The sequence below is a fragment of the Flavobacterium sp. AED genome (assembly GCF_000812945.1).
Lineage (GTDB): Bacteria > Bacteroidota > Bacteroidia > Flavobacteriales > Flavobacteriaceae > Flavobacterium.
This window is the reverse complement of sequence record NZ_JSYM01000001.1, coordinates 213,090-228,759: the sequence shown is the minus strand read 5'-3', so window position 1 is coordinate 228,759 and position 15,670 is coordinate 213,090. Positions and strand designations below refer to the sequence as shown.

Here is a 15,670-nt window from a genome sequence, read left to right as displayed (position 1 = left end):
CCAAAGTTAATATTCCCATTGTCTTAAACGGTTCAATTCTTCCTGCGCTTTTAATTCTTCAGCTGGGATTACTTTTAAAAACGAAGGGTGTTGTTCTATAGCATATTCTACTTTTTCGACAATTTCATCGATTGTATCATTATCGTAATCAATACTTAACGGTTCTTTGATGATAAACGACTGTAGGATTCCTTTCTTTTTCATGCGCAATCCCTTTTTATCAAACGAACGACGGAAACCATCAATTACGATTGGAACCACTATAGGTCTGTGTTGTTTGATAATATGAGCCGTTCCTTTACGAACTGGTTTAAAAGACTTGGTTGTTCCTTGTGGAAAAGTGATTACCCAGCCATCTTTTAGCGCTATTTTGATATTTTCAGTATCATCAGGATTAACATCTTTCTTTTCGGCAATATCGACTCCTTTTACTCGCCAAGTTCTTTCTACTGTTATTGCGCCGGCATAAGCCAATATTCTTGGCAAAAGTCCTGCTTGCATAGTTTCTTTGGCGGCAACATAATAAATATTCATTTTGGGCTGCCATAGATAACATACATTTTTAATAGTATCGTCTCGTCCGCTTAAACTAGCATTAAAGACATGAAACATCGCTACGACATCTGCAAAATAGGTTTGATGATTCGATATAAAAAGGACATTCGTATCCGGTAAATTCCTGATAATCTCAGAACCTTCAATTTGTAATTCATTAAATCCTCTATAGCGTCTATGCGTAATACCTCCGAAGATTCGGATTAACCATTTTTTTATAAATAATATATGTCCAAAAGGATTTCTCTTAAACAATCCCATAAAATTGTGTATTTTTTTGTGAATTTGGATTACAAACGTACGAAAATTATATTTGTCGTTAGCAGTCGTTTTTATGTGAACTAAATTAAAAACAATTCAATTAAAAGGACTGTTTTTAACTCCTAAAAAGATTTCTAACCTAGAACTTCTTTCAACACCTCTTTTAATTCACTCATCATCATTGCGGTAGCACCCCAAACGATATGTTCCTCAATTTTGAAAGCTGGCACCTTAATTTTTCCCGCATAGGAAGTTACCATTTCAGCACTGATAATGATCTCATCACTCAAAAAAACGGATAACGGCAATTCAATAATAGCTGCCACTTCATTAGGGTCCGGAATAAAACGAATCTCCTCCCTGCTAATCCCTAAAAAAGGGTGTACCATAAAATTGCTTGGCGGAATATACATTTGCGTAAAAGGCTTGATAATTTCAATATCCCTAGGCAAAATTCCTATTTCCTCATGAGTTTCCCGTAAAGCGGTATTTGCAAAAACTTCATCTTCGGTTTCAAACTTACCTCCAGGAAATGCAATTTGGGAAGAATGAACCCCTTCATAGGAATTCCGAACAATAAGTACCAAATGTGTCCTTCCATTTTTAGGATAAAACAACATCATCACAGCAGCTTTTCTAGTTTTTTTATCATCAAAAATGCCACTTTTCAAAGCGTCAATTCTTTCTAATGGAGCCATTTTCAGGTGCGCTTCGGCAGCAGGAAGTTTTACCTCTACTAAATTAGGAACATATTTTAAAAAATCTTGAAAATCCATAATCAAAGTCTATTTTTGCATCTCAAAAAAGATCTTATAAATATAGTTTAGAAAATAATGCTTCGCAAATTTTCTAAAATCAAATTCAAATAAATAAAATGTACAGTAAAGAAGAAACTCAAAAATTAAAACGAGAATTCTGGGTCACTTTCGCAGAAAAATACCCTCGGAAATGGATGCTATACGACACAAAAATCAAGGACTTCTCTTTCAAGTTTTACGTAGACAATAAAAAGGCCCAAGTTTTAATCGACATTGAGCATCGAAATGATGAAAAGCGAATTGCCTATTTTGAAAAAATAGAAGCATTAAAAAATATTCTGGAAGACGAATTCGTCAAAAATTTAGTTTTCGAAAAAGACTATACTCTTGAAAACGGTAAAACCATCAGTCGCATTTGGGTTGAAAAACTAGGAGTCGGCGTTAGCAATCGCAACTATTGGGATGAAATATTTGACTTCTATAACGAGAAAATGAATGCTCTGGAATTGTTCTACATGGAGTATGATGAATTCATTAAAGATATTGAGAAAATTTAGGGCGTGACCCGTTGAAAAAACGGGTCGGGCTGTACGTTACAAGTCCTCGCTCTTCCTTCGTCAGGCTGTGGGCTTTTCACTTCCATCCCTCACGCAACATAACGAAATCAAAATTCTATTTCTTTTACCGAATTCAAATTGACATAAAAAAATCCGCTTAAAGCAGATTTTTTATTTACATATTGAAGATATTATAAACTACAATTCTGTCATCATAATTAATGTACAATTGCTTTCTATTGTCCTGTTTTTTTCGGGTAATGATGGATAGCGTACAATTATCTCCATTATTGTCTTTACAAGTAAATGAATAAACAATATCAGTATCATTTTCTTCAGTGGCTTGATAATCGACAATTTCAAACAGTTGAATAACTTGGGAATAAATTACAATTCTGTTTTTATTAGTGTCTAATGTGACTAAAATATTGACCAAATCCAAATCTGACCATTTTCCCCACTTCCCATTTTCCTTTTTTTCTAAAACGCTAAAACCTGAAGTCTTAAACTTATAGTTTTGGCTATAAGAATATTGCAGTCCTAAGACCATAAAAAGCAATATGGTATATATTTTTGTTTTAGTCATATTTATAAATTAAAAATCAAAATTCATTACTTCTCTTATTCCCGTTTCAAAATCTGACATCATTTCTTCAACAATAACCGAAACTGGTTTTATCTCGTGAATCAACCCTGCAACTTGACCTATTTCTAATTCTCCTTCGTTTAAATCTCCTTCAAACATACCACGCTTTGCTCTGGCCCTACCTAATAAACCAATTAAATCTTCTTTTGTTGCGCATTGTTCATACAAATGCTGAACATCCTGATAAAATTTATTTTTAATTAATCGAACTGGAGCCAGTTCTTTTAAGGTCAATTGTGTATCGCCTTCTTTTACATTTACTATCGTTTCCTTAAAGTTTTCATGTGCAGATGATTCCACCGAAGCAGCAAATCTGCTACCTACTTGAACTCCATCTGCTCCCAGCACCATTACCGCAAGCATGCCACGACCAGTTGCAATACCTCCGGCAGCTATTAACGGAATCTTGATTTTTTCTTTCACCATTGGAATTAGTGTAAGTGTCGTGGTTTCCTCTCTACCATTATGTCCTCCGGCTTCAAATCCTTCAGCAACAACAGCATCAACACCCGCATCTTGCGCTTTTAATGCAAATACTGAACTACTGACCACATGCACTACAGTTATCCCATTTTCTTTTAAATATGAAGTCCACGTTTTTGGATTTCCAGCCGATGTAAAAACGATTTTTACGCCTTCATCAACAATAATTTTCATTATTTCTTCGATGTTGGGATACAACATAGGAACATTCACTCCAAAAGGTTTTGAAGTAGCTTTTTTACATTTTTGAATGTGTTCCCGTAAAACTTCAGGATACATAGAACCCGCACCTATCAACCCTAAACCTCCAGCATTACTAACTGCGCTTGCTAATTTATAACCGCTATTCCAAATCATTCCTCCCTGAATAATTGGGTATTTAATCTTGAAAAGTTCTGTGATTTTATTCATGACGTATTGGTACTGCTAACGTTTTATTATTTTTCCGCTTTTGAAAAAAGAATTTGATTCCACTTTATAGACATACATTCCTTTACTCAATGCTTTCAAAGAAATACTAGGCGATTCAATTGTAATTTCTTTGTCCAATACTTTTTGACCAGAAATAGAATAGATACTAACCATCGCTCCATCAAGTCCTACCGGTAATAAAATTGTAATAAAATCAATTGCCGGATTTGGATAAATTATAAAATCATCTTTAGAAAAAGTGTTCAATGATAATCCATTAGTCACCGCTAAATTAAAATCTGGGATTCCATAACCATATTGATTGTTGGGTGTGGTAAATCTATCTGCTGATTTTAATAGCAACGGTCTTATTTCGACATTGGTTTTACTTGGATTTGCTTGCCACAAACAAGCAACCATTCCTGCCATAATGGGACTGGAAAAAGAAGTACCGCTTTCATATACAATATTCCCAAATTCATCGGACAAGACATCCAATTGTCCTTGAGCCATAACATCCGGTTTTATCCTTCCGTCAGACGAAGGTCCGATGGAACTAAATGAAGTCAATGACTCTGATGCATTTACTGCTCCTACGGCAATTACAGATGCTGCATCGGCAGGTACAGCAATATATGGATCAGATGTACCTCCTGAATTACCGGCTGACGCCAATACAATCATACCTCTGCTAAATGCAATTTCAGCCCCACGAGATATAAAGGCGGTAGTTCCGTTCATTTCACTATAAGTATGACTATACGCAGGATTATCATATTCAAAATAACCCAAAGAGGTATTTATAATATCAACGCCCAAACTATCTGCTTTTTCGGCAGCTTCAACCCAAAGCGATTCTTCAACAGGATTTTCAGAAGTATCATCTTCAGTGATAAATAAATAATAGGAAGCATCTGGTGCTGTTCCCACTAACGAATTTTCTTTGTAACCGCCCATTGCCGAAAGTACCGATGTTCCGTGTGAAACTCCAGTATAAAAATCGGGATTTCTTAAAACAAAATTATAACCTCCTAAAATTTGGTTATTATCTCTTAATCTTTGAAATGGCAATGCTGTATTAACCCCTGGAAATCCTGCATCTAAAACAGCTATTATTTTCCCTGAACCAGTATAATTCTGTTGATGCAATAATTGTCCATTAAGCATCTGTATTTGATTTGCTGATGTTCCGTAAGCGTAATTAATTTTGGTTTTCTTGCTTTTATTTACCTTTTTTATTTTGGATAACTTCGCAATCTTTGCTGTTTGATTCAGTAGTTTATTTGCAAAATCAACTTTACTGACAAAAGAAAATGCTGTCAATGAATTTATAATTGCTTGGCTTCCCCTAACATGGATGGCATTCAACCATTTGGATTTTGCCATAACAGTAATTCCTGCAACGGCTTTTATTTGATTGATATAAGACACGTCTATTGGAATATCTTTAGAATCCAACACTATATTTTGAATCATTCTTCTATCCAAAGCTCTTTGGGAAAGCATTTGCAAAGGCGAATCAAAATAAGGTTGAGAACTGGGTTTGGCATTGAAATATACCCAAGCATCTTCTTGAGAAAAACCAACAGAAGTAATCAACAAAAAAAGAAATAAATAGAATTTTCTCATAGTTAACTTTATTTTTTAGGTCCTGAAAATCCCAACCAAAGTTAGGATTTAACCCTCTTTATAGCTGTTTGAAGACATTCTTAATTCAGGAAAAATATATGTTTTTTTAGGTCTTTTTGCAAATAAAGCACTAAACTAAGAAATTACTCCCGAACCAACTAATTCATCTGCTAAATACCAAGCAACAAATTGTCCTTCGGTTATTGCTGATTGTGGCTCATCAAAAGCAACATACATTCCGTCTTCAAATTGATGTAAAATTGCTTTTTGCAAAGGTTGTCTGTAACGGATTCTCGCCATAACTTCCATGGTTTCGCCATTAGCCAAAGCCATATCTTTACGGATCCAATGCACTTCCGATTTTTCAACAAGTAATGCTTTCTTGAACAATCCTGGATGTTGACTGGTTAATCCGGTATAAATAGTATTGGTTTCTACATTAGTGGCTATGATAAATAATGGATCAATTGTTCCACCCACATTGAGTCCTTTTCGTTGACCTGTGGTAAAATAATGAGCACCTTGGTGTTTCCCTACTTTTTTACCCATCTCAGGAGTGTATGGAATTTTTCTTGCATCAAATGCTAAATCTTCTTCAAGAGTTAAACCTTCTTCTTTTTCAGAATTGTAAACAGAATCGTTTTTATCTATTTGAATAATTAGGCCGTCTTTAGGTTGCAATTTTTGTTGCAAAAACTCTGGTAAACGTACTTTCCCAATGAAACACAAACCTTGAGAATCTTTTTTTTCAGCAGTAATCAAATCCATTTGAGCCGCAATTTCCCGAACTTCCGGCTTGGTCAATTCACCTATAGGAAATAATGATTTTGCCAATTGCTCTTGTGACAACTGACAAAGAAAATACGATTGATCTTTATTGGTATCGGCACCAGCTCGCAATTGATAAACTGTTTCGCCGTTGACTTCGATTTCGCTTTTTTGACAGTAATGCCCTGTCGCCACATAATCGGCCCCAAGACTCAACGCAATTTTCATGAAAACATCAAATTTTATTTCACGATTACAAAGCACATCAGGATTTGGAGTACGCCCTTTTTCATATTCGTTGAACATATAATCAACGATTTTCTCTTTGTATTCTTCACTTAAATCTACCGTTTGAAAAGGAATTCCTAATTTCTCAGCTACAAGCAATGCATCATTACTATCTTCCAGCCATGGGCATTCATTAGAAATAGTAACCGAATCATCATGCCAATTTTTCATAAAAAGACCTATGACTTCATATCCTTGTTGTTGCAATAAGTAAGCAGCAACACTAGAATCTACACCTCCCGAAAGTCCTACAACAACACGCTTCATCTTCAAAAAATTATAATTTTATAAGGGTGCAAAGTTACGAAAGATTTACTACAGTAGTTGTATAACAATAAACTTAATTAAGGTTTGGATTTTGTTGTATTTTGAGGAATACTCATATTCACTTCTTTGACTTTTTTTCCTTTTTCGAAAAATTGCCAAGGCCCTGATTTTTTTCCATTTACAAACTGTCCTTTAGAAACCACATTTCCATCCGTATCCTTGAAAATGGCCAAACCATTGTATTCATTATTCTTAAAAATAGATTCTTCAAGTACAATTCCTTTTTCGGTGTATTTTTTATAAACGCCGTCTTTTTGATTCTTTTTATAACTGATTTCTTCGGCTATTTTACCGCTAGGATAAAAAACACTACGCAAGCCTTCTAGTTTTCCATTTGTATAATTCTCAATAGTCATAATAGTTTTTGAAGCTTGATGGTAATACTTCCATTGCCCTTCAAATAATTTATTTACTACTTTTCCCTCGCTTACTTTATTCTTGTCTTGATCATAAAATATGGTATAGGCCGAATTATCTTTAGGATTAAATTCTCTGGTAGCTATCACCGATTTTGCTTTGGTATCATCATAAAAATTGAAAACTCCAGTTTCCTTACCATGAACAAAGGTTCCTTCATATCTTGGTCTTTTTGATTCCTCAAAAAACCCTTTCCACAAACCATTTTTTTTTCCTTTTTCATCTAATTTATTAAAATCTGTTTGTGCGTGAAGACAAAACACATTCAAAAAAACCAAAATACATATTCCTTTTTTATAAAATGCTTTCATAATAAATAACCTTTTAATAGTAACGACTTCTGATGGCTTAAATTATCTGTAAACAAAAAAATCTCGAAATATATCGAGATTTTTTTTAACTTTTATTTCTTTTTGTCTTTCGCTTTTTGAGCTTCGGCTTGTTCCATAACTTCTTGAAGTTTTTTCTGGAATTTACCTTGTTTCTTCGGCTCTTTCAATTTATTCTCTTGTATTTGAGCATGAATTTTATCGCTGTCAACAATGTAATTTTTAATGACAAACATAATTCCGATAGTAATCAAGTTCGAAATAAAGTTATACAAACTCAATCCGGCACCATAACCATTGAAGAAAATCAACATCATAATTGGCGAGATATAAATCATATATTTCATCATTTTTGCCATATCCGGCATTCCTTCCTGTTGTGGAGCAGCCATTTGTTGATCACCTGAAGTCATTTTCATATAGAAGAAAATCGCTATTGCAGCCAATATTGGAAACAAACTAATATGACTTCCATACATAGGAACATGAAAAGGTAATTTTACAACTTCATCAAAAGAAGATAAATCGTCTGCCCAAAGGAAACTTTTTTGTCTTAACTCAAAAGCCGATGGAAAAAACTGAAACGAGGCATACATAAAAGGAAGCTGAATCAAGGCTGGAATACATCCTGCCATTGGGTTCACCCCTGCTTTATTGTACAACTTCATCGTTTCCTGTTGTTTCTTCATGGGGTCTTTTTTGAATTTTTCACCCAATTCAGTAATTTCAGGTCGCAATACTTTCATTTTTGCCTGAGACAAAAATGATTTATAAGTAATAGGCGACATGGCAATTTTGATAATAATAGTAAAGATAATTATCGCAATTCCATAAGCGATGTAAGAACTTAAAAATCCAAATAATGGAATAAATACAAATTTGTTAATCCACCCAAAAATACCCCAACCTAAAGGAATAATTTTTTCTAAATTTTTATCGTAGGCTTTTAATGTTTTATAATCTGATGGTCCAAAATACCAGTTCATTTTATAATCCACTTCACCATTGGTAAATGCTAAAGGAACATTTGCATTAAACTGTTTGATGTATGTTGTATCCACTTTTTCATCTACAACTAATTTATGCGATTTTAATGTTGTTTTAGCAAACGGAGTATCAGTCAATAAAATAGTACTGAAAAAATGCTGTTTGAAAGCAATAAACTTAACATTTTCAGGTGTTTCCTCTTGAACATCTTTTCCAGTCCCAGAAACATTATTAAACTTATCATCACCGTACTCATAATTCAATAAAGTATAACGATCTTCATAAGCGATACTTTTTTCTGTTCTGAAAGTTTTCAAATTCCATTCTAAACCCAACGGTTTAGCTGTATTCAAAACTTTATTCAATCCTTGCGAACGAATATCAAAACCAACCATGTAATCGTTAGGTTTCAATATGTATTTGTATTCCAGAAACTCATTTGCGCCAGCTTTCAATTTCATAGACACTATTTGATCGGCTCCAACTTTTGTTACTGTTGGTTCAAAAAATAAGTCTTTTGTATTTAAAGTACGGTTATCGCTAGTAAGCAATTGAATATTTAAATCGGCATTATTGTCTTTAATCAATTCAACTAATTGACCTGAACCTTTTTTGAATTTTTCAAAATTTTTCAAAGTAGCTTCTACAATATAACCTCCTTTATTTGCGATTTTTAATTTTACAAATTCATTTTCAACTGTCGTAAAACTTTCTTTTGCAGAAGGAAGTGACGCTGAATAAGCAAAATTTCCTAAAGTTTTTTGCAATTGTGCCATTTGAGTCGAATCTCCAGGTACAATAGCTGCTGCAGTAGCAACTGTTTTAGTTGCAACCTCTTTTGCTAAAGCTTCCTTAGCCACTAACTCTTTTTTAGCTTTATCAGCAGCAATAGTTGCTTCCGAAGGTTTATTTTGAAACATGATCCAAAACAAAATACCAACTATCAATATAAAACCTATAATCGAATTAAGGTCTAATTTTTTTTCTTCCATTATAATTTAAAAAAAAGGTTTAAAGTTTAAAGCTCAAAGTTTCAGTTTTAAAGAAACAAATTACTTTATGTTATTTTTTCTTTGCTTGAACTGCTGCTGCCACAAAATTTACAAAAATAGGGTGTGGATTTGCCACGGTACTTTTGTATTCTGGATGGTATTGAACCCCAATAAAAAATGGGTGATCCTCTAACTCTATAATCTCAACCAAACCTGTATCCGGATTTACTCCTGAAGCAATCAAACCTGCATTTTGCAATTGTGCAACATAGTTACTGTTGTACTCATAACGATGACGGTGACGCTCAGAAATAGTTTCTTTCCCGTAGATTTTATATGCCAATGAATCTTGTTTTAAATCACATTTCCATGCTCCAAGACGCATTGTTCCTCCTTTATCGGTAATCGTTTTTTGCTCTTCCATCAAGTTGACAACAGGATGTGAAGTTTGCTCATTCATTTCAGTCGAATTAGCATTAGGATAACCTACAATATTTCTTGCATACTCGATAATTGCCATTTGCATACCCAAACAAATTCCGAAAAACGGAACTTTATTTTCTCTTGCATAACGAACTGCTTCTATTTTTCCTTCAATTCCTCTTTCTCCAAAACCTGGAGCTACAAGAATTGCATCTAAACCTGATAATTTTTCTTCAATATTTGTTGCGTCAATATGCTCAGAGTGAATAGAAATCACGTTAACTTTAGTTTCATTTGCTGCACCTGCATGAATAAAAGCTTCCAAAATAGATTTGTAACAATCTTGCATTTCTACATATTTCCCAATCAAACCGATATTTACAACATGTTTAGGATGTTTCAATCTGCGTAAAAAAGTATTCCAGTTTTTTAAATCCGGAGCCGCTTTTTTAGGCAAGTCTAATTTCTTTAAAGCAACTATATCAAGACCTTCTTCCAGCATTAAATTAGGCACTTCATAAATCGTTGAAGCATCAATAGATTGTATAACGGCCTCTCTTTTTACATTACAGAACAAGGCTAATTTATTGCGAATTTCATCTGAAATTTCATGCTCTGTTCTACAAACTAAAATATCAGCTTTAATACCACTTTCCATCAATGTTTTAACAGAATGCTGTGTTGGTTTTGTTTTTAATTCTCCGGCTGCAGCCAAATAAGGAACTAAAGTCAAATGAATTACTAAACCATTATGTTCTCCTAATTCCCAAACTAATTGACGAACCGATTCAATGTATGGCAAGGATTCAATATCCCCTACTGTTCCACCAATCTCAGTAATAACAATATCAAAATCACCTGATTTACCAAGCAATTGCATTCTATCCTTAATTTCATTGGTAATATGAGGTACAACTTGTACGGTTTTACCAAGAAATTCTCCTCTTCTTTCTTTTTCAATAACCGAAAGATAAATTCTTCCTGTAGTAACATTATTCGCTTGAGATGTAGGAACATTCAAGAAACGCTCATAATGTCCTAAATCTAAATCAGTTTCCGCACCATCATCAGTCACATAACATTCTCCATGCTCGTATGGATTTAAAGTACCTGGATCGACATTAATATAAGGGTCAAACTTCTGGATGGTTGTACGATATCCCCTAGCTTGTAACAATTTTGCCAAAGATGCAGCAATAATTCCTTTTCCTAAAGAAGAAGTCACACCGCCAGTAACAAAAATATATTTCGTTTGATTCATTCTGTTGTTGTTTGTATTGTAGTTATGTAAAAAACTTGGCAAAAGTACAATTATAAATTGTCAATTAGAAAATTAAATCGGTTTAGGATAGCGTTTTTTTATATTTCGAATTAACTCTTCCAAACCGTTCAGTTTTAATTCGTAAATCAATTTCAATTGTTCCCCTAATTCTCCTTTTGGAAATCCTTTATTACTGTACCAAACCACATAATATTCAGGCAAATCAATAAGAAATTTACCTTCATATTTACCAAAAGGCATTTTGGTATGTGCCAGTTTAATCAGTTGTTGTTGATTTTTATCCATTTTTTTAATAAAAAAGAAGCTAGAGACAAAAAAACAAGATGTATTAATCCCTCTTGTTTTTTTGTCTCTTGCTTCTCGACGCTATCTTATTTCCAGTTGAAAGTAATTCTTTTTTCGATTTCAGTATTTAAACTCAAGAAAACAGGACAAGTCATAGCCGTTCGCTCCAGAATCGTCTTATTCTTTTGGTCGTCAGTTCCTGACATATCAAAAGTAATTTCTATTGTTCCTATTCGTCTTGGCTCTGCATTCATAATTTTCGTTACTTCAGCAGTAGATCCTTTCAAATCTAGATTCATATCGCGGGCTTTTATTCCCATTACAGTCATCATACAACTTGCCAAAGCATTTGCAACCGTATCCGTTGGTGAGAAAGCCTCGCCTTTTCCATTATTATCTAATGGCGCATCTGATATGATTTCATTTCCGGATTGCAAATGTATTGATGATGTTCTTAAATCCCCTAAGTAAGTTACTTTTGATGTCATAATTTTATTATTATTTTCCTCACCCCGACCCTCTCCGAAGGAGAGGGAGACGAGACAGGTATGTGTTATTGTTGTTTTGTGTTTTACTGAAAACAGCGACCAAATACTGAAAATTGGACACTAAAAACTACTTCGCTTCCTTGATGCTTAAATCAGTGTCATAATATAAGATGTAAACGCCTTTATTAGTATATCCACCATTTTCTTTTTTATAGTATTCAAATTTATTATCAACCTGTTCAGTAGCTATAGTATCAGCCGTTTCCTGATACGTTTTATCTTGTGACAAACGCATCATGGTATCGAATGTAATATCAAAACCACGAGTTGCGAAAGCGCTAGGGAAAATTTTATTTTTCTTTTTATATTCTTTTTCAAAAATTAAAGCTTCTGGAGATTCATTTTCTCGGGTTACAGAAGGATACATTAATTTCAATTTTGTCAAATTCACAAAATTAATTTCATCGGTATCTAATGTTTCATTAGGTTCTAAAATAACCAACTGTACTTTATACGTTGCCATAGCGCTCAACATAGTAGCCATTGTTGATTTAATCATTCCTGTATTTCCGGTTTCCATTACCACATAGTTCATTTTGTCTTTCACAAATAAACTTTTCAAATTTTCAGGAGCTAAAGCTCCGTTTGCGGCAAGGGCAGAAAATTTCACATCTTTATGATTCTCTTTTATAAATTGAATCATTGATTCCTTTTTCTTATCGACTACAGCTATAATATTACCGTCTTTTACTCTCATATAGTCAAACATGGCATTTTTAACTGCAGTAGCTGTTGGAATGGTTTGGTACAAATTACTGAATGAGTTCCCAATGTCTTTTGATAAAGGAGAAATGACAGGAACTTGATTCATAGTCAATAATTCAGCTGTTTTCTCGACGTTAGTCAGATAGAAAGGTCCAACAACGGCATCTGAGTTTTCCAAATTATTTTCTTTAATTATAGAAGCGACATTAGAAGTGTTTTTGGTTTCTTGCGAATCATAAATTTTCACATCGATAGAAAGACCTATTTGTTTTGCAGAATCAATCGCCATCAAAGCTCCCGAATAAAAATCTAAAGTCATATTCAAAAACTTGTCTTTTTTAAGACGCATTGCAGTGGTATTGACAGTGTCACCTTCAATATTTGGCATATTAAAAGGCAAAAGCAATACTAACTTTTTTCTGTTGCTATTTTTCTTTGATAATCCAGCGTATTCTTTTTTAGTTTCCTGCGGAATAGCCATCGTTCCCGGGACCTTCAAAATCATTCCTTCCACAACACCTTGAGACAAAGCAGGGTTTAGAGTGATTAACTCTTCCTGAGTCATCCCAAACATTTTTGACAAACTATAAAGTGTTTCTTTCGGCTTCACTTCATAATTTAAATAACTGACAGCTTTTACAGGATTTGGTTTTGCAATTTCTTTTTTAGATTCAACAACTGGAATAGTTTTCTCTACTTTTGGTCCCGAAGTTTCGGGATTGCCCTTGATAATTAATTTATAACCGATAGGTAAATTAGAAACAATTTCAGGATTTTTTTTCTCTAATTCTTGAATGGTAATTCCATATTGTTTAGAGATAGAATATTTAGTTTCTTTTGGAAGTACCTCGTGATACACTACTTTTTCTTGAATTACAGTAGCGGTAGTTGTCTTCGGGCTGTTTTTAGAGGGAATAACAAGGATTTGTCCAATTTTCAGCCCTTCTTTTTCAAGAGTTGGATTGGCTTTCTTCAAATCTTCATCTGAAACACCGTATTTTTTTTCTATACCGTACAGCGTTTCTTTCGGTGCTACTTCATGAGTTGTTGTTTTCACGATTGGCTTAGCTTGCACTATAGTTTTTTGTTTCACTCCACTTTTTGGAATTAACAAAACACTATTAGGCTTTAATCCACTTTGCGCATCCGGGTTTAATTGATAAATATCATACGGAGTAACGTTGTACTTTATTGCAATCTGACTTATCGTTTCTCCTTTCTCCACTTTATGGGTAGTATTTTTTTCTTGCGAAAAAACATTGTAGTTAAACAACAAAGCAGTAATACAAATTGCAAAAAAATATTTCATCATTTTTATTTATAAAATTATTCAATCATTAATAACGGAACGGTATCAAATTTTATTCCAAAACTTGATACCGTTTATATAAAGAACATTAAAAATAATGATGTTCAAAGAAGAAATTAGCAGGGATTATATTATTCCCACTCAATAGTTGCTGGCGGTTTTGAACTAATATCATACACCACTCTATTTACTCCTTTTACTTTATTAATAATATCATTAGATATTTTCATTAAGAAGTCATACGGTAAATGTACCCAATCAGCAGTCATACCATCCGTAGATTCAACGGCACGTAATGCAATTACTTTTTCATAGGTACGCTCATCACCCATTACACCTACACTATTTACAGGAAGTAAAATAGCTCCGGCTTGCCAAACTTTATCATACAATCCCCAAGATTTCAATCCTTCGATAAAAACAGAATCTACTTCTTGTAAAATTCTAACTTTCTCTGGCGTAATATCTCCTAAAATTCTAATTGACAGTCCTGGTCCTGGGAAAGGATGTCTTCCCAATAATTCCGGGTCAATTCCTAATGAAGCTCCTACTCTGCGTACTTCATCTTTGAAAAGCATACGAAGCGGCTCCACAATTTTCAATTTCATGTAATCAGGCAAACCTCCTACATTATGGTGTGATTTAATAGTAGCCGAAGGTCCTTTTACTGAAACTGATTCAATAACATCAGGATAAATAGTTCCTTGCGCTAACCATTTTACATCTTCTATAAGGTGTGATTCATCATCAAAAACTTCGATAAATACACGTCCAATAATTTTACGTTTGGTTTCCGGGTCACTTACACCTGCCAATTCAGATAAGAAACGATCTCCAGAATCAACTCCTTTTACGTTCAATCCCATTCCTTTGTATTGATCTAATACATTTTGGAATTCGTTTTTACGAAGCAAGCCATTATTTACAAAAATACAATATAAGTTTTTTCCAATAGCTTGGTGCAATAAAACTGCCGCTACAGTAGAATCTACTCCTCCAGAAAGACCAAGAACTACTTTATCGTCCTGTAATTTCTCTTTCAACTCTGCTACCATTTCGCTAACAAAAGCATTTGGTGTAAAGTTCTGAGGAACTTCCGCTATTTTTACTAAAAAATTTTCCAGCATTTTTGATCCATCTGTAGAGTGAAAAACCTCTGGATGGTATTGGATAGCGTATGTTGTTTCACCTTCAATTTTATAAGCCGCAAATTCTACATCATGTGTACTTGCCAATTTTACCCCGTTTGTTGGTAAAGCTTTAATACTATCGCTATGACTCATCCAAACCTGGCTATTTTCAGAAACTCCTTCAAAGAAAATTTCATTCTCTTTTATATAAGACAAGTTGGCTCTACCATATTCTCTAGTGTTTGAAGCAGCAACTTCACCACCACTAAAATGGGATAAATATTGCGCACCGTAACAAACAGCCAGCATTGGAAGTTTTCCTCTAATTTGAGATAAATCAGGATGTGGCGCGTCTTCTCCTCTAACAGAAAAAGGGCTACCTCCAAGAATTACTGCTTTATAAGATGATAAATCACTCGGGAAATGATTGTAAGGGAAGATTTCGCAGAATATATTTAATTCGCGAACTCTACGCGCAATAAGTTGTGTATATTGCGATCCGAAATCTAAAATAAGTACGTTGTGTTGCATGCGCAAAAATACTTTTTATATTTTGAATTGAAAAATTGAATTTTGAAAA

General features: G+C 33.9%; 14 protein-coding genes. 1 reads left to right on the top strand and 13 read right to left on the bottom strand.

All coding sequences use genetic code 11. From position 1 onward, the window contains the following. Positions 1-6 precede the first annotated feature (6 nt). Both OA85_RS01030 and OA85_RS01025 read right to left on the bottom strand, forming a co-directional pair. Entirely contained in the window at positions 7-816 is an 810-nt protein-coding gene (locus OA85_RS01030) for a 1-acyl-sn-glycerol-3-phosphate acyltransferase (RefSeq protein WP_039107501.1), read from the bottom strand. A 134-nt stretch (positions 817-950) separates the two neighbouring features. After that, positions 951-1,592, bottom strand: coding sequence for a CoA pyrophosphatase (locus OA85_RS01025; RefSeq protein ID WP_039107499.1), 642 nt, complete (start codon positions 1,590-1,592; stop codon positions 951-953). A 98-nt stretch (positions 1,593-1,690) separates the two neighbouring features. On the opposite strand from OA85_RS01025, the gene OA85_RS01020 reads away from it, so the two are divergent. Then, entirely contained in the window at positions 1,691-2,131 is a 441-nt protein-coding gene (locus tag OA85_RS01020; protein WP_039107497.1) for a DUF4268 domain-containing protein, read from the top strand. Between the two features lie 175 nt (positions 2,132-2,306). Here OA85_RS01020 and OA85_RS01015 read toward each other — a convergent pair whose 3' ends face one another. From OA85_RS01015 to guaA, 11 genes are all read right to left on the bottom strand, one after another. Next, positions 2,307-2,717: a hypothetical protein gene (locus tag OA85_RS01015; RefSeq protein ID WP_039107496.1), complete on the bottom strand. Its 411-nt coding sequence runs from the start codon at positions 2,715-2,717 to the stop codon at positions 2,307-2,309. 9 nt (positions 2,718-2,726) lie between these two features. Then, positions 2,727-3,671, bottom strand: coding sequence for a nitronate monooxygenase family protein (locus OA85_RS01010; protein ID WP_039107490.1), 945 nt, complete (start codon positions 3,669-3,671; stop codon positions 2,727-2,729). A 15-nt stretch (positions 3,672-3,686) separates the two neighbouring features. Then, a complete protein-coding gene (locus OA85_RS01005; RefSeq protein ID WP_039107488.1) occupies positions 3,687-5,300 on the bottom strand; it encodes a S8 family serine peptidase in 1,614 nt (537 codons plus the stop codon). A gap of 135 nt (positions 5,301-5,435) precedes the next feature. Beyond that, the gene (mnmA, locus tag OA85_RS01000; protein ID WP_039107486.1) at positions 5,436-6,623 is read right to left on the bottom strand and encodes a tRNA 2-thiouridine(34) synthase MnmA; all 1,188 of its coding nucleotides are present in this window, start codon (positions 6,621-6,623) and stop codon (positions 5,436-5,438) included. Positions 6,624-6,700: 77 nt separating this feature from the next. Further along, positions 6,701-7,411, bottom strand: a complete 711-nt coding sequence (locus OA85_RS00995) for a toxin-antitoxin system YwqK family antitoxin (protein ID WP_039107485.1) — start codon at positions 7,409-7,411, stop codon at positions 6,701-6,703. Positions 7,412-7,503: 92 nt separating this feature from the next. After that, positions 7,504-9,408 (bottom strand): membrane protein insertase YidC, encoded by a 1,905-nt coding sequence (gene yidC / locus OA85_RS00990; protein WP_039107483.1) that lies wholly within the window; start codon positions 9,406-9,408, stop codon positions 7,504-7,506. A 70-nt stretch (positions 9,409-9,478) separates the two neighbouring features. Further along, on the bottom strand, positions 9,479-11,092 hold the full coding sequence (locus tag OA85_RS00985; RefSeq protein ID WP_039107481.1) for a CTP synthase: 1,614 nt from the start codon (positions 11,090-11,092) through the stop codon (positions 9,479-9,481). Positions 11,093-11,164: 72 nt separating this feature from the next. Continuing rightward, complete coding sequence (locus tag OA85_RS00980; protein WP_035670838.1) at positions 11,165-11,398, bottom strand: DUF3820 family protein; 234 nt, start codon at positions 11,396-11,398, stop codon at positions 11,165-11,167. A gap of 86 nt (positions 11,399-11,484) precedes the next feature. Further along, on the bottom strand, positions 11,485-11,886 hold the full coding sequence (locus tag OA85_RS00975) for an OsmC family protein (RefSeq protein ID WP_035670836.1): 402 nt from the start codon (positions 11,884-11,886) through the stop codon (positions 11,485-11,487). Positions 11,887-12,013: 127 nt separating this feature from the next. Continuing rightward, on the bottom strand, positions 12,014-13,963 hold the full coding sequence (locus tag OA85_RS00970) for a LysM peptidoglycan-binding domain-containing protein (protein WP_369699878.1): 1,950 nt from the start codon (positions 13,961-13,963) through the stop codon (positions 12,014-12,016). Between the two features lie 128 nt (positions 13,964-14,091). Continuing rightward, positions 14,092-15,621 (bottom strand): glutamine-hydrolyzing GMP synthase, encoded by a 1,530-nt coding sequence (gene guaA, locus OA85_RS00965; RefSeq protein ID WP_035670833.1) that lies wholly within the window; start codon positions 15,619-15,621, stop codon positions 14,092-14,094. Positions 15,622-15,670 lie beyond the last annotated feature (49 nt).